Origin of the sequence: Bhargavaea cecembensis, from assembly GCF_001619585.1 — a bacterium.
Lineage (GTDB): Bacteria > Bacillota > Bacilli > Bacillales_A > Planococcaceae > Bhargavaea > Bhargavaea cecembensis_A.
Genome location: NZ_LQNT01000009.1, coordinates 1,124,627 through 1,142,822 on the forward strand (window position 1 = coordinate 1,124,627; position 18,196 = coordinate 1,142,822).

Genomic DNA, 18,196 nt, shown 5'->3' on the forward strand with positions numbered 1-18,196 from the left:
TTCAACTCCTTTTACTTTTATTGGTTTTGGCCGATCTTCAGCAGCAGCTTTCCGTACGTCTCCCGATTGGACAGTTTCCCGAGAGCGTCCGGCAATTGTTCGAACGGATACGCCCCGTAGACGAGCGGGTCGATTTTTTCTTCCTTATATAAGTCCATGAGCGCGTCGTGGTAGCGTGTGACTTCTTCCGGGTAAAGCTTCCGGAAGTAGCCCCAGTGCACGCCGACGACCGAATAGTTCTTGATCAGCACATGGTTAGTCGGGGCATCCGCGATTTCTCCGCCCGCAAAGCCGATGACGAGGATCTTGCCCTCGAAGGCGATGCACTTTCTCGACTTGTCGAACACCTCACCGCCGACCGGGTCAAAGATCAGATCAGCCCCGCGGCCTTCCGTGATCGCTTTGACTTCCTTCACGAAGTCTTCGGAGCGGTAGTTGATGGCATAATCCGCTCCGATTCTGCGGCAGATGTCCGTTTTTTCATCTGATCCGGCGGTCGCGATGACCGTGGCACCGGCTGCTTTGCCGAGCTGGATGGCCGCAGAGCCGACACCGCCGGAACCGGCGTGGACGAGGAGCACCTGGTCTTCCCGGATTCCGGCCATCCGATGGAGGGCATAGTACGCCGTCTGGTAGGTGATGAACATGGACGCCGCTTTTTCATGGCTCAGTTCATCGGGAATCGGGAACACGAGCGACTCGTCGATCACCAGATCTTCCGCGAATCCGCCATTCGGCAGGAGCGGTGTCGCGATGACCCGGTCGCCTGCCTTCAGGATGGAGCCGGCGGCTGCTTCCTTGATGACGCCGCTCACTTCTGCTCCCGGTGTGAACGGGAGGTCATGGGTTTCCTGATACTTCCCCTGGCACTGAAGGATGTCAAAGAAGTTCATCGCTGCCGCCCGGACGCCGATGCGGACCTGGCCGGGTTTGAGCTCGGACGGTGTGACTTTATTCAATTCAAGCGCCTCCTGCGGGTCGTCCAGTTTTGTAATCTGCCAGGCCCTCATCGCACAGGCTCCTTTTCTTTGGACGCCCTTTCGTTCAGCTGCTCGCGGATCTCCAGCTTGGCAATATCGCGGAGATGGACCTGGTCAGGGCCGTCGACGATCCGGAGCGTGCGGGCATTTGCCCAGTGCGCCGCGAGGACCGTATCATCTGAGACGCCTGCGCCGCCGAACAGTTGGATTGCACGGTCAATGACATTCAGGCACATCCGCGGTGCCGCGATTTTCGTCATCGAGATCTCCTTGCGGGCCGCCTTATTGCCTTCGGTGTCCATCTTGTGGGCCGCGGACAACGTGAGGAGACGCGCGGAATCGATTTCGATCCGGCTTTCCGCGATCTGTTCGCGGATGACCGCTTTGTCGATGTTCCGGGAACCGAATGTTTCGCGGCCGTCCGCGCGCTCGATCATCATTTCCAGTGCGCGTTCCGCGGCACCGATCGCCCGCATGCAATGGTGGATCCTGCCCGGTCCGAGGCGTCCCTGCGCAATTTCGAATCCGCGGCCTTCGCCGAGAAGGATGTTCGAAGCCGGTACACGGACATTGTTGTAGTGCACTTCCGCATGGCCGTGCGGGGCATGGTCATAGCCGAACACCGGCAGGTACCGCTGGACTTCAACTCCCGGAGCGTCGAACGGGACGATGATCATCGACTGCTGGCGGTACGTTTCCGCTTCCGGATCGGACTTGCCCATGACGATCGCGACTTTGCAGCGCGGGTCCATCGCGCCCGACGACCACCATTTCTTGCCGTTGATGACGTATTCGTCGCCGTCACGCGTGATCGATGCCTGGATGTTTGTCGCGTCCGAGGAGGCAACTTCAATCTCGGTCATCGAGAAGACGGAACGGATCTCCCCTTCCATGAGAGGCTTCAGCCATTTTTCTTTCTGCTCTTCCGTACCGTACTTCATGAACACTTCCATATTTCCGGTGTCCGGCGCGTTGCAGTTGAAAACTTCCGGAGCGATCAGGGAACGGCCCATGATCTCGCACAGGTGGGCGTATTCATAGTTGGTCAGCCCCGGTCCATATTCCTCGTTGTCGATAAACAGGTTCCATAGGCCTTCCGCCTTGGCTTTCGCTTTGAGTTCTTCGATGATCGGCGGGACGACCCAGCGGTGTTCCGCGTCGTTCAGCTGCTGTTCGTACAGCGCCTCGTTTTTGTAGACATGGTCGTCCATGAATCGGATCAGCTGGTCCTTGATTTTTTGAGCTTTCGGGGATAAGTCTTTTAGCATGATGATCCTCCTTTATTTTTCAGTGCGGTCTTCAGGATTTTCCCTGCCGCATTCCGCGGCAGTTCATCCAGGAACACGATCGATTCAGGTACTTTAAATTTGGCCAGACGTTCGAGGCAGTAGCTCCGGATCGCTTCGATGCTCGTTTCGTTTAGTGTCGGGGAGACGATGAACGCTTTGACCCGTTCGCCGAATACGCTGTCGGGCTCGCCGACCACTGCCGCTTCATTAATCTCCGGATGGGCTTTGAGGACGTCTTCCACCTCAATGGAGAAGATCTTCTCGCCTCCGCGGTTGATCATGTCTTTTTTGCGGTCGAGGATGTAGACAAATCCTTCTTCGTCGATCTGGCCAAGATCGCCGGAGTGCCAATAGCCGTCGGTGAAGTTTTTCAGGTTGGCTTCTTCGTTGTCCCAGTAGCCTTCCACGACCATCGGACCACGGATGTAAAGCTCACCGGTGTGGCCTGCCGGCAGTTCCTCACCGTTTTCGTTCATGATTTTAATGTCTGCGACCGGAACCGGGCGGCCGCAGGAGCGGACCTTGCTTTCGTCGTAGGCGGACGGCATGAGCGTCGCCGGGGAAGTCGTCTCGGTGGATCCGTAGGCATTGTGCAGCTCGGCGTTCGGGAAGGCCTGTTTCATCGTGTCGTACGTCTGCCGGTAGATCGGCGCCCCTCCGTAGGCCACTTTGCGGACAAAGCCGAAGTCGTTTTCAAGGAACTTCCGATTCGTCGACATCATGATGAAGATGGTCGGCACATTGAACAGGAAGTTGATTTTGTTTCGGAGAACGAGGTCAATGTAGGCTTCATTCTGGTAGCGCTCCATCGAGTAAACCGTCCCGCCGTTGTAGAACTGGTGGAGCAGCTGCCCGACCAAGCCAGTGACATGAAACATCGGGACGGCGATGACGGTCGACAGGCTCTCGTCTGAATCAAAGATGTTTTTGAAGTTCATGACACTGTGGATGACATTGATGTGGGAGATCACCGCGCCCTTTGGCCGTCCGGTCGTGCCGGACGTGTACAGGATATAGGCGGGATCGGTTTCTTCAACGGTGGTCTCCCGGAGATTGACCAGGTTGGCCCGGGCAACTTTTCTGATGAGTCCGGTGATTTCATGATGTGATTCCAGGTGAGGTGTGTCGGTGATTTTTTGTTTGAGCGGTTCTTGGTGAAGGATGGTCCGGGCTCCCGAGTGATTGAGGATATAGGCAATTTCTTCTTTGGACAGTTTCGTATTGACCGGAACCATGGTGGCCCCGATCATGGCGCAGGCGTAGCAGACAATCGGGAACTCGAGACTGTTGCCGATCAGGCTTGCGACCCGGTCGCCTTTTCGGATATGCAGCTCGTTCTGGAGATAGGCGGCCAGATTTTTCGAACACCGCTCGAATTCCCGGTAAGTGAGGTCGCCCTGCTCGCTCGATACGGCGGTTTTATCCGGGTAGGTTTCCACCGAGTGATGGATGAATTCCGCGATGGACGACGGGCGTTCCCCGTAAACCCGGATGTTGTCCCGCCCGAAGAGTGTCATCTTTGAAATCGTCAACGTGGTCATGAGCGTTCAACTCCTTCATCAGATTGATTCGATGACTATCGCAATCCCCTGGCCGCCTCCGATGCAGAGGCTCGCCACGCCGTAGCGGCCGTTGCGCTTTTTCAGCTCGTAGGCAAGCGACAGAACGATCCGGGTGCCGCTGACGCCGACCGGGTGGCCGAGTGCGATCGCGCCGCCGTTCACATTCGTCCGCTCCCGCTCAAGCCCCAGTTCCTTCTCGACTGCGAGATACTGCGCGGCGAACGCTTCGTTGACTTCGACCAGGTCCATCTGGTCGAGCGTCAGGCCGGCGCGGCGGAGTGCCTCGCGGATGGCCGGCACCGGACCAATTCCCATGATTGTCGGGTCGACGCCCGTGACGGCGTAGCTGACAATCCGGGCTGCCGGCTGCAGGTTGTGCTTGTTGACCGCATCTTCTCCCGCGATGACGACACTGGCCGCTCCGTCGTTAATCCCGCTCGCGTTCCCTGCAGTCACCGTCCCGTCTTTTTTGAAAGAAGGACGGAGCTTTGAAAGGGTCTCTGTGCTCGCTTCCGGCTTGATGTGTTCATCCTGATTGATGGTGTTGATGCCCTTTCTCGTCTTCACTTCCACGCCGACGATCTCTTCGGCGAACCGGCCGGACTCACGGGCGGCTGCCGCTCGGCTGTTGCTGAGCACGGCGAACTCGTCCTGTTCCTCCCGGCTGATACCGTGGATCTCGGACAGCTTTTCCGCCGTCATCCCCATCCCGCTTCCGGTATATTCATCGGTCAGCGTGGACAGCAACATATCGTCGAACTGCATGCCGCCCATTTTCGGCTGGCTGAACCGTGCCTTAAAGCTTGCGTATGGGGACATCGACATGTTCTCCGCCCCGCCGGCAAGCACGATTCCCGCGTCGCCGAGCTTGATCATCTGCGTGCCGGATACGATCGACTGCGTACCGGAACCGCAGAGACGGTTCACATTCAGCGCCGGCACTTCCTGCGGGATGCCCGCTTTGAGTCCGATGTGCCGGGACAGGTACGAGGCATTCGTCGAAGTGTGGATGACATTTCCGTAAATGACATGATCGATGTCTTCAGGAATGACATTGGACCGCTTCATCGCCTCGATTGCTGTCGTCTTGCCGAGCTCATCGGCAGGCGTGTTCGCAAATGATCCTCCGAATGCACCGAAAGCCGTCCGTGCACCGTCAATCAGATAAACTTCAGTCATTTCTCCATCTCCTCCAGCTATGTTGATCCTTGTGAAATTCCTTACTTCAGGAGCTTCAACAGGTATTCCGAATACATGGTTTTCAGTTCATCCAGGCCGATCAGCCCGTCTGTCCGGTACCAGGTCTGGACCCAGTTCATCGCCCCAAGAAGAATCATCCGGATGATCTTCACCTCGGTGTTCTGAAATTCTCCTGCACCGATCCCCTCCCAGACGACCCGATCAAACAGGCGGGCGTAATCGTCTCGCTTCTCGACGATCGATGGTAGCTGTCCCTTCTCGAAGGCTTGCTCAGGCTGGATGATCATGTTGAACGTCTCTTTCCGGTTGACCGCATAGTCGATATGGCAATAGATCATCCTGCGGAGCTTTTCCTCGTAGGTCCCCTCTGCCTCGAATGCCTCATGCTGGTCCTCGATCGCCTGATCCAGCACCAGTTCATGGCACTGGAACATCAGATCCTGCTTGTTCCGGAAATAGTAATAGAGGGACCCCTTCGTCATCTGCATCTCTGAAGCGACCTGCTCCATCGTTGTGTACTTGAATCCCTCCCGGTTCATAATCGCGATTGCCGACATGATGATTTGTTCTCTCTTCTCCTGTTGCTTGCGGCTCGCATTTCTCATGGCAATCACCTCGGTTTGTCCCGGCACCTTTTGTAAGGGCTTACATAAATGTGCCGGAATCTAGGTTTCTCTCTCTTCAATAGAGCAAACGTTTTTGAACTCGATTAAATTATCAGACTATTGATTGATTGCCCCCTATTATACGCCTTGCTAGTGTGTTGTAAAGAGTTTTTTGAACATTGTTCAAAATATTTATATGGAAAAGGCCCTTGCTTGATAACAAGGGCCGAGGAATATTTGAACTTGGTTTAAACAGGTAAATTTCGTTCAAAGTACAACCAATAGTCTATAAAGCAGAATTCACAGTAACGACACCCGGCATCTGATCAAGACAAGATGATTCCTGTCACCCCACAATTACAGCATCCATTTCACTCCATCGTAATCGTGAAGCCTGTTTGGTCATTCGGGGCTTCGGTTTCGGCATTCCGCGTCTCAGTTTCATCATTCACTAAATCACCCGTTACAGGATTCCTTTTCTCAGCAGGTCGGCGACCGCCTGCGTTCGGTTGCGGACGCCCAGCTTTTTCAGGGATGACTTGATATAGTCCTGGACGGTAAATTCGCTCAGGTGGATTTTCTTCGCAATGGATTTTGTGCTTTCTCCGAGCGAAAGCAGGTACATGATCTCCAGTTCCCTAGAGTTCAGCAACCCAGAGTCGCCGCTTTTCAGATAGGGCCGTTCAAAAATCCTGCCGATTTCAACACCATAACGGGTGATGGCAGGAAGCAGGTTCTCGATTTCCTTCTCGCCGGCCGAAAACTGGGTGCTGGACAGTACGCCGATCACCGTGTTCCGGAAGCAGATCGGGACGAACAGCAAAAACTTCGTGTTTTGGGAGAATCGGTACCTGAAGTTATACTTGATGAAATTCTCGCCTTTCACCAGGACGGCCTTTCTTTCTCGAACAGCTTCCTTTACGGGTGGCACGGTCCGGATATCATCCCGGATATCGCGGATATGGCTCAATTCTGTCAGTCCGTTATTTTCCGGAACAATCGCCATGACGCCTTCCGTCAGGTAACCGATTGGGGAATATCTGAACAGCCCCACATCCAAAATGGGAAACACCTCAAGAAAACCTTCGAGCATCTCTATGATCTGATCTTCATGACCCGGGACATGCTGCAGCCTTGAAATCATTTGTTCCATTTCCAGTGTGGCCACCGATTCTCCCCCTTATCTGGGACCATTGTTATGCTATGAATAAGATTATAGTGACCGGAATAGAAACGTCAAATGATTTTGAATGTTCCGATGAATTTTGAGCACTTGCGACAAAGTCTTCGTCATATTTCATTTTTTACCCGGAGGAACACAAAAAGAGACGCTTTGCCTGAGCAAAGCGTCTCCCCATGATGGTTATTTTGCTGCTCCGGCTTTTGCCGGCTGCAGTTTTTCAAACTGGGCTTTCAGGTTATTGCACGCGTCCTCGATGGCTTCCATGCCTTTGTCCAGACCGTCGATCGTGAAGAATCCGTGGATCATTCCCGGATACTCCCTGTAGTCGACATCTATGCCGGAAGCAATGAGTTTCTGCGCGTAGAGCTTGCTATCGTCGAGGGACGGATCATACTGGGCCGCGATGATTGTCGCCGGAGCTGCCCCGCTTACGTCTTCACGTGAGTAGACGCTGAAGTCCGGGTGCTTCTCGTCGCTCGGGTCCCTCCAGTAGTGGTTCCAGAAGTAGGAGATGACCTCGGTCGGGATGATCGGACAAGTTGCTCCATATTTTTGGTAGGATTCGGATTTGCCGCCGGTGCCGGTCGTCGGATATACCAGCAGCTGATGGGCGACTTTCAGTTCATCGGAATCCTTCAAGTTTGCAGCCACGACTGCCGACAGGTTTCCGCCGGCGCTGTCTCCGCCGACCGCCACCCGATCCGGATCACCGCCGATTTCTGCTGCATGTTTCTTCACCCATTCAAAGGCAGCCTGGCAATCGATGACCGCCGCAGGGAATTTGTGCTCCGGCGCAAGACGGTAATCGACGGAGACAACGATGCACTCTGCGCGGTTCACAAGCTTGCGGCAGACCGGATCATAGGATTCAATGCTGCCGACCACCCAGCCGCCCCCGTGATAATAGACGAGAACCGGCACACCGGATGCCGGTGCATTCTGTGGCTTATAGATCCGGATCGGAATCTCACATTCCGGCCCCGGGATCTTCCGGTCTTCCACGCTTCCGACTTCCTCCACTTGCTCCACCGCATTCATGGCTGCCATGACTTCTCTTGCCTGCTCGGGCGCCAGGGTGTGTACCGGCGGACCGCCGGCCTGCTTCATCAGTTCAATCAATGCCGTTATTTGCGGATCATAATTCATCATGGGTTCCTCCCTTTTGGTGGTTGGTTTACCTGTTCGGATCAGATGGTTTCGACTTTTTGGAGCGGCTTCACCGCGAGGGCCTTATAGTCCTTCGCCTTCTCGAAACGGTCCTGATAGGTCTGGAAATCTCCCGTGTAGCCATAGAAGGCACGCGGTTTCCCTTCGATGTTCGCACCGGTGTACCAGCTGTCGGTTCGCGCATAGATCGACTGCTCGCCAACTTCATTCACATGGCTTGTCCAATCCTCTTCCCCTTCAGGCGTCGCTTCCACTTCGGCCAGGCCCTGCTTTTCGGCATACTCGATGCAGTCGATGACCCACTCTGCAATCACTTCGTTTACCGCGAGCGCATTGGCGGTCAGCGGGAAGTGCGGGCCCGTAATGGTAAACATATTCGGGAAGCCGACATGGCAGACCCCGAGATACGTTTTCAGATTTCGGCCATCATCCCATTTCTCTTTAAGGGTAATCCCTTCCCTGCCGCGGATCTTCGTTCCTGCAAGCGGTCCGATCATCGCATCGAATCCACTCGCGAAGACGATGATATCCAACTCGTGTTCGGTTCCGTCCGCAGTGACGAGGCCCTTCTCGGTACATTCCGTGATCGGCGTCTTTTTGAGATTCACCAGATCGACGTTTTCCCGGTTATACGTTTCATAGTATTTGGTCGCGACGACCGGCCGCTTGCCTCCGAGGAGGTACGTTGGCATCAACTTCTCCGCTTTTTCCGGATCCTTCACAATTTCGCCGATCTTCCCGCGGACGAATTCCGCAATCGTCGCATTCGCATCGTCATTGATTGTCAGATCAGTGTACGCATAGAGAATCTGGAAGCCCCTTGCCTCCTCCCAGAGCGCTTCGTAATGCCTGTTCCGTTCTTCCCCTGTATCCTCGAGTGCCGAATAAGGTTTCCTCACATCAAAGCACGGCATGCCGACGATATGTTCGCGGACCCGCTTGCGCAGCGTTGGGAATTCCGCCCTTCTTCTCTCAAGGTCTTCCTCGCCCACCTTCGGATTTTTCACCGGCATGACGTATTGGGGCGTCCGCTGGAAGACGGTCAGATGGTCTGCCTCTTTGGCAATGGACGTGATCGCCTGTACGCCGCTTGACCCCGTGCCGATTACCGCGACCCGCTTGCCTTTGAAGTCAACCGGCTCATGGGGCCACTGGCTCGTGTGGTATGTCTGGCCATGGAACTTGTCGAGCCCCGGAATGGCCGGTGCATGCGGAACCGAAACGTTCCCGATTGCAGGAATAAAGTACTTGGCCGTCACAGTCTGGCCACCGCCGACATTGACCGTCCACGTGAACGCTTCCGAATCATATTTGGCATCCGTAATGCGCGTATTAAACTGAATGTCTTTCCGGAGATCGAGTTTGTCAGCGACATACATGGTATACGCAAAGATCTCATCCTGCTCCGGATAAATGGCGGACCACTTCCAATCCCGGTGGATCTCCTCGGAAAACGTATAGCTATAAAACTCGGCCGGAACATCGCAGCGGGCACCCGGATACTGATTCCAGTACCACGTTCCGCCGACTTCGCTTCCCGCCTCATAAAGCCGGACCGAATAACCCGCTTCCCTCAGCAAATGAAGCATGTACATCCCTGAAAACCCGGCACCTACCACAACCGCATCGAAATCCGTCTGCTGATTCATGACATGTCCCATCCCTTCCAATGAGTTTGGCAACCTGATCTTGAAGCTCGTTGTATACGCTTACAAAATTCCGCTTTTCTCAGCATCGAACCGTGTTCAGGTATGTGAAAGCCCCCTTTTGAAACGTATTCCGAATAGCCGCATAGCCTTCGTGTTTTTGATGATAAGGGACGAACGCACCACAAAAACAGTCCCCGATTTTGGTGACTCATCCCCCGATTGGGGGGTAATGAACAAAAGACCTTGCCTTTACATGTGCTTAATTGAATGTGATGGCTCCAATTGCCATTCCTAACAGTATGTTAATCATCCATTAATCCCCACTTTATATTCGACCCTTACACTGGGCATTGATCATACATAAGGGAGTGGATGAGATGAAGCACGTGATTACAGTTTTGGCAGGGGTCGGTATTGCGATGAGTTCGTTTGCGGGGACAACGGCTGCAGCTCCGGCGAATGATCTGGGGGGCGTGGTTTCGGTTCAGGAACAGCAGAAAATCATCAATGTGGCACACCGCGGGGCTTCCGGCCATGCACCGGAAAACACGATGGCCGCCTATCAAAAAGCTTTTGAAATGAAAGCTGATTACATTGAAATCGATGTCCAGATGTCGAAAGACGGCGAACTCGTGATCATTCATGACAACACGGTCGACCGCACGACAAACGGGACAGGCACCGTCGGTGAAATGACGTTCGAAGAGCTTCGTCAGCTTGATGCCGGAAGCTGGTTCGGCGAGGAATACACCGGTGAAAAGATCCTGACCTTCGGGGAAGTCCTGGATGCGTTTCGCGGAAAGATCGGAATCCTGATCGAGCTGAAATCGCCTGAACTATATCCGGGGGTCGAAGAGAAAGTAGCCGAAGAGCTGGTTAAGAGAAACCTTCATAAACCGAACAACGAAAAGGTCGTCATCCAGTCGTTCAACCACGAATCGATGCAGAAATCCAAAGAACTTCTGCCCAGCCTCCCTCACGGCGTGATTGCCGGGCCAAGCTGGGCAAATGTTACGGAAGAACAACTGGCTGAATTTGCAACGTACGCAGATTACTTCAACCCGAACATGAACATCGTGACGCATGAAATGGTGGGCGACGTCCATGAAGCAGGGATGAAAATCTACCCGTACACCTCCCGCTCCCAGGAGCAGGCACTCCGGCTGTTCGACCTGAACGTGGATGGCATCGTGACAGACTACACGGAGCATGTCTACTATCACCCGGTGAAAAACCACTGATGATTAACCCTTAATATTAACCTTCAGAAGGAACATGAAATAAGGCTTCCGGCGTGCCGGAAGCCTTATTTATAACTTGCTGTGACTATGAATCACTGCAAGCTTTCCATGATCCATCGGCGGTACCGTTCACCATCACCCTATTGCTCCGCTTCCATCCTTTCATTAAACTGTAATTAATATGAAGTGTCAGACAACAGGGGGATCATCATGGGGATCTTGGAATTTCAACAAGTGGAGAAAATGGCGGGGAATCAGGTGATGTTTCCCCGCTTTGATTTGAGTGTGAAGCCTGGCGCAGTGACGGCTGTTCAGTGTGAGCATGAGACAGGTCTGCAACTGATCGGAATGGTGACGGGGATGGTCCCTGTTTCACATGGGGAAGTGAAGTTCGCCGGGGAGCCGGTCGGACGGCAGTTCCGGAATCTGGCCTCGCGTGTCGGGGTTGTGCTGCTGGATGATGCCTTATATGAGAGGCTGACGCCGACCGAACAGCTCCGGCTGTTCCGCAATTTGCATGACGCCGGGGCTCCGGTTGAAGAATTGCTCCGGAGAGTCGGGATGGAGGAACTCGGTCGGACCCGGATTTTGAAGCTCACGTATTCCGAAAAACGCCGCGTCTTGCTTGCACAGGCGCTTGTCCATCACCCGGAACTGCTGATTTTACAAGAGCCGGAACAGAATCTGGATGTGGAAAGCAGGATCATCCTCCAGCGGGTGCTTGAGCAGTTCACGGCGGGTGGCGGTGCGGTGCTGATGACGACAAGCAACCTGGAGAACGCGGTCACGATGGGCGATACTGTCTACCGCCTCAATGCGGAGGGGCTGAAATTATTTGAGGTGGCGAAGGAGGAAGATGAGGAAGAGATTTTTGACGATCCTGTTCCTGTCGAGGAAAAGGAGCCCGTAGATGTTGATGATCTCTCCGTCCCCCAGCTGCAGTTCAACAAAATCCCTGCGAAGGTGAACGAAAAGCTGATTTTGTTTGATCCGACTGAGATTGTGTTCGTTGAAAGTGTGGAAGGCGTTTCTCAGCTGCATGTCCGTGGCGAGACATTCCCCTGTGCGATCAAGATGGCGGATCTGGAGGTTCGGCTGCAGCCGTTTGGATTTTTCCGCTGTCACCGGTCTTATATTGTGAACCTCCAGCGTGTCCGTGAAGTCATCACATGGACGCGCAACAGCTACAGTCTGGTTCTGGAGGATCCCAATAAAAGCACCGTTCCCCTCTCCAAGGGCAAGTACGCGGAACTGAAGACATTCCTCGGCATCTGACCGTTCTGTCAGCACTAATATTAGCGCTCCATTCATCCGTGATTTGCTCCATTCACCATGCCTGAGGCTCCTTTGGCCCTGATTTTACTGCGTTCTTATCTGTGGCGCGATAAGGTGGAGCCAAGAAAACGAACGGCAGAAAAGGAGCGATGATGATGGAGCACATCATTGAGGTTAATAGCCTCGTCAAATCATTCGGAGACAAACAAGCGCTGAAAGATGTGGATTTCAGCGTCCGCAAGGGAGAGACGATTGGCTTCCTCGGTCCGAGCGGATCCGGCAAGACGACGACGATCAAAATCCTGACCGCACAGCTCGCGGCAACCGCAGGCGACGTTCGGGTATTCGGAGAGCCCGTCCACCTATTAAAAGATCCGGCACGCATGAAGAAGATCGGCATTTTGACCGACAACAGCGGCCTGTATGAACGATTGACCGTTCAGGACAACCTTGCGCTTTATGCCGATCTGTACGGCGTAAGAAAAAAACGCATCCGGGAAGTGCTCGAGATGGTGAGCCTAATCGGGGAAGAGCGAACGCCGGTCAAAAAGCTTTCAAAAGGAATGAAGCAGCGCGTCACACTTGCCCGGGCCATCATGCACAAACCAGCCCTCCTTTTCCTTGATGAGCCGACTTCAGCACTTGACCCCACGACGTCCAAGCACATCCATGAAGGGCTCCGGGAACTGAACCGGGAGGGCACGACAATCTTCCTCACCACGCATGACATGAATGAGGCGGAAGAGTTGTGTGACCGTGTCGCCTTTCTCCATGACGGGGAGATCAAGCTGTTCGACACGCCGCAAAACCTGAGAACGATGTCCGGCAGTCCGACCATCTCTCTTTTATTGAAAGACAGGACGACGGTAACCGTCGAGCCTGATGAAACCGGCGCCTCCGCCATCGCCGGCTACATGGCAAGCGGCAACCTGCTGACCATTCACTCAAATGAGCCGACACTAGGAGACCTGTTCGTACAACTGACCGGGAGGAATCTATGATGACCACTTTTTCGTTGAAACGCGTCAACGCAATCTTTGTGAAAGACTGGAAAGACCTGCAGCGCAATTCTTACGTCCTGTTTACCTTGGTCTTGCCCCTCTTCTACGCCGCCTGGATCGGCCGCATCGGTTCGGATAGTGCGGAGATGATGGCTTTCCCAATCATATTCGCACTGGTCATCGCCGGCGCCTTTGTTCAGGCCGCGATGGTCGCAGAAGAAAAGGAAAAGAACACGTTGCGCGGACTGCTTCTTTCCCCGGCAAGCGTAACAGAAGTGTTTGTCGGCAAAAGCTTGCTGAGTGCCGTGACGACATTGGTTGTCGTGATTGCCTGTATCTGGCTTGCAGAGTTTGATGTCCCTTCCCTTCCGCTGTTTGCATTGAGCATCCTGATTGCGCTTGTCTTCTTCCTCGCAATCGGCACGCTTCTCGGACTCCTGTCCCGTACCGTCATGGAAACGAGCATCATCGGCATGCCCGTCATCCTGATTTTCGGGATGTCGTCGATGTTCAAGTCAATGATTTCGAATGAAGTCATTTTGACAGTGCTGGATTATCTGCCGTATGAACTGCTTACTAAAATATGGGTAGGGCTTGAGAGCGGAGCGGCAGTTGGAGAGCACTTTCTCATTCTCACCGCATGGGCAGTGGCGTGCTTGGTCGCGACTGTCATGGTGTACCGTAAACGACGGATGGACTGATAAAATTTGAACCCGGCATGTGAGTGCCGGGCTTTTTTATGGCGAGGAATTCGACTGCGATCGCCCATCTTTTAACACACTTAAATTTCATCCCTCTATTTTCCATACGCTGCGTCTGTGAAATCCCAATCTATATGCCACAAAGAACCGCAAACGCTTCCATGAAATTCACAATTAATCAGAATAAAAATACTTTTTTGCGAGTCGTTGACTTCCCTTCTTCACCCCAGTAAAGTTAGTAACAATTCTTGCACTAATCAAATATGCACATCTTTTCTTATCAAGAGAGACCGAGGGACAGGCCCTAAGACGTCTCGGCAGCGGACCCCATCAAATGGCGGCACCGTGCTAATTCCTGCAGATGCCTGCGCATCTGGAAGATGAGAAAAAGGTGGCCGTGATACGGTCCTCTTTTTCTCGCATGAGATCAAGAGGATTTTTATTTATGACCAACAGGAGGTACGCCGGATGATTGAATTTAAACAAGTCTCCAAGACATTCCGGCTTGGAAAGCGTGAGGTTCACGCAGTAAAGGATGTGTCACTGAAAGTCGAACAGGGCGACATCTACGGAATTATCGGCTTCAGCGGCGCCGGAAAAAGTACGCTGCTTCGGCTGGTGAACCTGCTCGAGCGCCCGAGTGAGGGTTCAATCGAAATCCAGGGCGTCGATGTCACCTCCCTCTCCGCCAAGGAGCTGAGAAAGCAGCGCCGGAACATCGGGATGATCTTCCAGAACTTTAACCTGTTCAATTCGAGGACAGTGGCCGGAAACATTGCCTATCCGCTGAAGCTTGCCGGAACACCGAAGCACGAGATCAACACCCGTGTGGAGGAACTTCTCCGATTCGTCGGCCTTGCGGACAAAGCGAAGGATTATCCGGATCAGCTGTCGGGCGGGCAAAAGCAGCGCGTCGGCATCGCCAGGGCGCTCGCGACCAATCCGGACATCCTGATCTGCGATGAGGCGACATCCGCGCTTGATCCGGATACGACGGCCGACGTGCTGCGGCTCCTGAAACAGGTTAACCGGGAGTTCGGTATCACCATCCTCCTGATCACACACGAGATGGAAGTGATCCAGTCGGTCTGCACCAAAGTCGCGGTCATGGAGAACGGTGAAGTGATTGAGTCCGGCGGCGTGTTCGAAGTGTTCACGGACCCACAGCACACAACGACCAAGCGGTTCATCCACTCCGTCCAGCAGGACCTCCCTTCCCCGAATGTCCTCGCCGAATGGCGGGAATCCGGCGGCGGCAGGCTATACAGGCTCAAGTTCAAAGGACCGGTTGCAAACGAACCGGTGCTGTCAACTGTGACGGCAAAACACGGGATTACGTTCAACATTGTGTACGGCTCCGTCCGGGAGCTTGAGGAGCGGCTGTTCGGCAATCTGATTGTCTCGTTCCTCGGCGATCCCGCAGCCGTCGAAACCGCCATCCAGGAAATCGCAACGCTGACTGACATCGAGGAGGTGCAGGAAATTGAACGTTGATTGGACAACCTTCTGGCCGCGTATTGTCGAGGCGACCGGCCAGACGATCACGATGGTCATCGCCACACTCATTTTCGGATCGATCCTCGGTATCATCATGGGGCTACTCCTGTTTGTGACCCGCCAGAACAATATTCTGGAGAATAAATTCCTCTTTAACCTATTGAATATTGTGATCAACATCATCCGGCCGGTGCCGTTCATCATCTTCCTCGTCGCCATCTCGCAGCTGACACGGCTCGTCGTCGGCACGACGATCGGTACGGCGGCCGCCATCTTCCCGATGACGATCGTCGCGAGCTTCACGATCGCCCGCGTCGTCGAGAACAACCTCGTCAGCATCGACCCTGGTGTCATAGAAGCCGCCCAGGCGATGGGTGCGAGCCCGCTCCGGATCATCTTTACGGTCCTGATACCGGAAGCACTCGGACCGCTCGTCCTCGGCCTGACATTCGTTACGGTCACCCTGATCGACTTCTCGGCTGTTGCCGGAACGGTCGGCGGCGGAGGCCTCGGCCACATCGCCATGACCTACGGCTACCAGCGCTTTGACGCGAGCGTCATGATCGTCACCGTGCTGATCCTGATCGTCCTCGTTCAACTGGCGCAGTGGCTCGGAAACACGCTCTCGAGGAAAATCATGCGCCGGTGATTGTGTATCAACCAAACCCATAATTAAAAACAAAAGGAGAACATCATCATGAAAAAAATCTGGATTCTCGCAATTGCCCTGATTGCATCCCTCGCCCTCGCAGCATGCGGCGGCGGAAATGCTGAAGAAACAGACGGCGATACCGTCAAAGTGAAGATCGGTGTGAATGGCGCGGACGGCGCACAATGGCCGATCCTGCAGGAAAAAGCAGCAAAAGAAGGCATCGAAATTGAACTGATAGAGTTCGCCGACTACACGCTTCCGAACAACGCCCTTGCCCAGGGGGACATCGACCTGAACGCCTTCCAGCACATTGCGTTCCTCGGCCAGTATGTCACTGAAAGCGGCAACGACATCGTCCCGATCGGCTCCACAATGTTCGCGCCGATGGGCCTGTATTCCGAGAAAGTCTCCGACGTCTCCGAATTGAAGGAAGGCGATAAGATCGCCATTCCGGACGACCCGTCCAACCAGGCACGCGCGCTCCTTCTTCTTGAAAGTGCCGGCCTCATCACCCTTGCAGACGACTTCGGCATGTTCGGCGACCCGTCCAAGATTGCAGAAAACAAGCTGAACCTTGAAATCCTTCCGATGACCGCCCAGCAGACACCGCGCGTCCTGCCTGATGTCGCAGCTTCGGTCATCAACAATGGCGTGGCCGGACAAGCCGGGTTCTCCCCTAAGGAAGACGCAATCTTCGTAGAAGATGAAACCGACGAAAACGTCCACCCGTACGTCAACATCATTGCGGCACGCGGCGAGGACAAGGATAATGAAACGTACAAGCGCATTGCCGAGCTTTACCAAGAGGAAGACATCGCCGAGGCCGTCAAGGAAGACACGAATGACGGATCCATCCTTGTCGAACTCAGCCAGGAAGAGCTGGACAAGGCATTTGAAGAACTGAAGAAGTAATTTTGTTGTGGAGGGATCCGGAATGACCGTTGCACAGGATGCGAGAGGGAAGATCTGGGAAACAATTGAGGATAACCGCGAGCGCTATATCGGTGTGAGCCATGACATCCATGCCCGTCCCGAGATTGGAAATGAAGAAGTGTACGCAAGCGGACGCCTGTCCGCGCTGCTTGAGGAAGCCGGATTCACGGTTACGCGGAATGTCGCAGGCCATGAAACAGCATTCCATGCCGTAAAGGACAGCGGACAAGAAGGCCCGACCGTCGCCTACCTGGCGGAATATGATGCGCTTCCGGGACTCGGCCATGCCTGCGGACACAACATCATCGGAACGATGAGTGTCGCCGCGGCGATTGCTCTCGGTGAGCAATTGGATGAAGCCGGGGGTCGGGTGGTCGTTTTGGGCACGCCGGCCGAAGAAGGGGGCCCGAACGGCAGCGCGAAAGGAAGCTTTGTCCGCCACGGCTTCCTGGAGGATGTCGATGTCGCCATGATGATCCACCCGGGTGCCAAGACAGCTCCGACCAGCGAGACGCTTGCCGTCGATCCCCTGGACTTCCACTTCTACGGCCGCTCCGCGCATGCCTCCGGCTCCCCGGAAAAAGGCATCAATGCGCTGGACGCCGTCATCGGCCTGTTCAACGGCATCAATGCACTTCGCCAGCATCTGCCGAAAGATGTCCGGATCCACGGCATCATCACGCACGGCGGCGATGCACCAAATATCATTCCGGATTATGCCTCTGCCCGCTTCTTCATCCGTGCAGAGACCTGGGCCCGCACCGAAGAAGTTTCTGCGAAAGTCCGTGCCGTCGCGGAAGGCGCAGCCCTCGCGACCGGCGCCACGGTCAAGATTGAACGGTTCCAGAACGAAGTCCGTGACTTTGTCCTGAACCGCGTTCTCGATGAAACCATCGGCCAGGAACTGTCGGCGGTCGGTGAGCACGTCGTCGATGAAAAACGGTCCGGAAAAGGCTCTACAGATGCCGGCAATATCAGCTACGCCGTTCCGACCGCCCACCCGCACATCAAGATCGGGCCGGACGACCTGATCGGACACACCAATGAATTCCGAGAAGCTGCTGCCTCCCCGGTTGGCGACGAAGCCCTCATCCGCGGCGCCAAGGCAATGGCCGCGGCGGGATACCGGCTGCTTACGGAAGAGCTGCTGCTCCGGAACATTCAGGATGAATTTTCACGGGCGCTTGCGGCTAAAGGTGAATAACGTTGATTTGATCTCCCCCCGTTGCGGCTTTGGCCGTGGCGGGGTTTTTTGATATGT

Annotated in this window: 16 protein-coding genes and 1 riboswitch; of the genes, 8 read left to right on the plus strand and 8 right to left on the minus strand. The window is 54.5% G+C overall.

What is annotated here, in order from left to right; all coding sequences use genetic code 11:
• Positions 1-17 precede the first annotated feature (17 nt).
• The 8 genes from AV656_RS09065 to AV656_RS09100 all read right to left on the minus strand — a co-directional run bounded on the left by AV656_RS09065 (position 18) and on the right by AV656_RS09100 (position 9,635).
• Positions 18-1,010 (minus strand): NADPH:quinone oxidoreductase family protein, encoded by a 993-nt coding sequence (locus tag AV656_RS09065; protein ID WP_063181039.1) that lies wholly within the window; start codon positions 1,008-1,010, stop codon positions 18-20.
• On the minus strand, positions 1,007-2,248 hold the full coding sequence (locus AV656_RS09070) for an acyl-CoA dehydrogenase family protein (RefSeq protein WP_063181041.1): 1,242 nt from the start codon (positions 2,246-2,248) through the stop codon (positions 1,007-1,009). Before AV656_RS09070 ends, AV656_RS09065 begins: the two co-directional genes overlap by 4 nt.
• The gene (locus AV656_RS09075; protein ID WP_063181043.1) at positions 2,242-3,810 is read right to left on the minus strand and encodes a class I adenylate-forming enzyme family protein; all 1,569 of its coding nucleotides are present in this window, start codon (positions 3,808-3,810) and stop codon (positions 2,242-2,244) included. Before AV656_RS09075 ends, AV656_RS09070 begins: the two co-directional genes overlap by 7 nt.
• Positions 3,811-3,828: 18 nt before the next feature.
• Positions 3,829-5,010, minus strand: a complete 1,182-nt coding sequence (locus AV656_RS09080; protein ID WP_063181045.1) for an acetyl-CoA C-acetyltransferase — start codon at positions 5,008-5,010, stop codon at positions 3,829-3,831.
• Between the two features lie 41 nt (positions 5,011-5,051).
• Positions 5,052-5,636, minus strand: coding sequence for a TetR/AcrR family transcriptional regulator (locus AV656_RS09085; protein WP_063181047.1), 585 nt, complete (start codon positions 5,634-5,636; stop codon positions 5,052-5,054).
• A 463-nt stretch (positions 5,637-6,099) separates the two neighbouring features.
• Complete coding sequence (locus tag AV656_RS09090; RefSeq protein WP_063181050.1) at positions 6,100-6,804, minus strand: response regulator transcription factor; 705 nt, start codon at positions 6,802-6,804, stop codon at positions 6,100-6,102.
• A 195-nt stretch (positions 6,805-6,999) separates the two neighbouring features.
• The gene (locus AV656_RS09095) at positions 7,000-7,965 is read right to left on the minus strand and encodes an alpha/beta hydrolase (protein ID WP_197462227.1); all 966 of its coding nucleotides are present in this window, start codon (positions 7,963-7,965) and stop codon (positions 7,000-7,002) included.
• A gap of 41 nt (positions 7,966-8,006) precedes the next feature.
• Complete coding sequence (locus AV656_RS09100; protein WP_063181331.1) at positions 8,007-9,635, minus strand: flavin-containing monooxygenase; 1,629 nt, start codon at positions 9,633-9,635, stop codon at positions 8,007-8,009.
• Between the two features lie 377 nt (positions 9,636-10,012).
• On the opposite strand from AV656_RS09100, the gene AV656_RS09105 reads away from it, so the two are divergent.
• From AV656_RS09105 to AV656_RS09140, 8 genes are all read left to right on the plus strand, one after another.
• Complete coding sequence (locus AV656_RS09105) at positions 10,013-10,876, plus strand: glycerophosphodiester phosphodiesterase (RefSeq protein ID WP_063181054.1); 864 nt, start codon at positions 10,013-10,015, stop codon at positions 10,874-10,876.
• Between the two features lie 210 nt (positions 10,877-11,086).
• A complete protein-coding gene (locus AV656_RS09110; protein WP_063181056.1) occupies positions 11,087-12,151 on the plus strand; it encodes a LytTR family transcriptional regulator DNA-binding domain-containing protein in 1,065 nt (354 codons plus the stop codon).
• A gap of 155 nt (positions 12,152-12,306) precedes the next feature.
• Positions 12,307-13,152, plus strand: coding sequence for an ABC transporter ATP-binding protein (locus AV656_RS09115; protein ID WP_063181058.1), 846 nt, complete (start codon positions 12,307-12,309; stop codon positions 13,150-13,152).
• Positions 13,152-13,853 (plus strand): ABC transporter permease, encoded by a 702-nt coding sequence (locus tag AV656_RS09120; RefSeq protein ID WP_331711551.1) that lies wholly within the window; start codon positions 13,152-13,154, stop codon positions 13,851-13,853. The genes AV656_RS09115 and AV656_RS09120 overlap by 1 nt, the downstream gene beginning before the upstream one ends.
• 274 nt (positions 13,854-14,127) lie before the next feature.
• Positions 14,128-14,240: riboswitch (SAM riboswitch) on the plus strand.
• Between the two features lie 81 nt (positions 14,241-14,321).
• Positions 14,322-15,347, plus strand: a complete 1,026-nt coding sequence (locus AV656_RS09125) for a methionine ABC transporter ATP-binding protein (RefSeq protein WP_063181062.1) — start codon at positions 14,322-14,324, stop codon at positions 15,345-15,347.
• Positions 15,337-15,999 carry a methionine ABC transporter permease gene (locus AV656_RS09130; protein ID WP_063181064.1) on the plus strand — a complete coding sequence of 221 codons (663 nt, stop codon included), beginning with the start codon at positions 15,337-15,339 and terminating at the stop codon, positions 15,997-15,999. The genes AV656_RS09125 and AV656_RS09130 overlap by 11 nt, the downstream gene beginning before the upstream one ends.
• Before the next feature lie 48 nt (positions 16,000-16,047).
• A complete protein-coding gene (locus AV656_RS09135) occupies positions 16,048-16,914 on the plus strand; it encodes a MetQ/NlpA family ABC transporter substrate-binding protein (RefSeq protein ID WP_063181066.1) in 867 nt (288 codons plus the stop codon).
• A 22-nt stretch (positions 16,915-16,936) separates the two neighbouring features.
• Positions 16,937-18,139: a M20 family metallopeptidase gene (locus AV656_RS09140; protein ID WP_063181068.1), complete on the plus strand. Its 1,203-nt coding sequence runs from the start codon at positions 16,937-16,939 to the stop codon at positions 18,137-18,139.
• Positions 18,140-18,196: the final 57 nt, after the last annotated feature.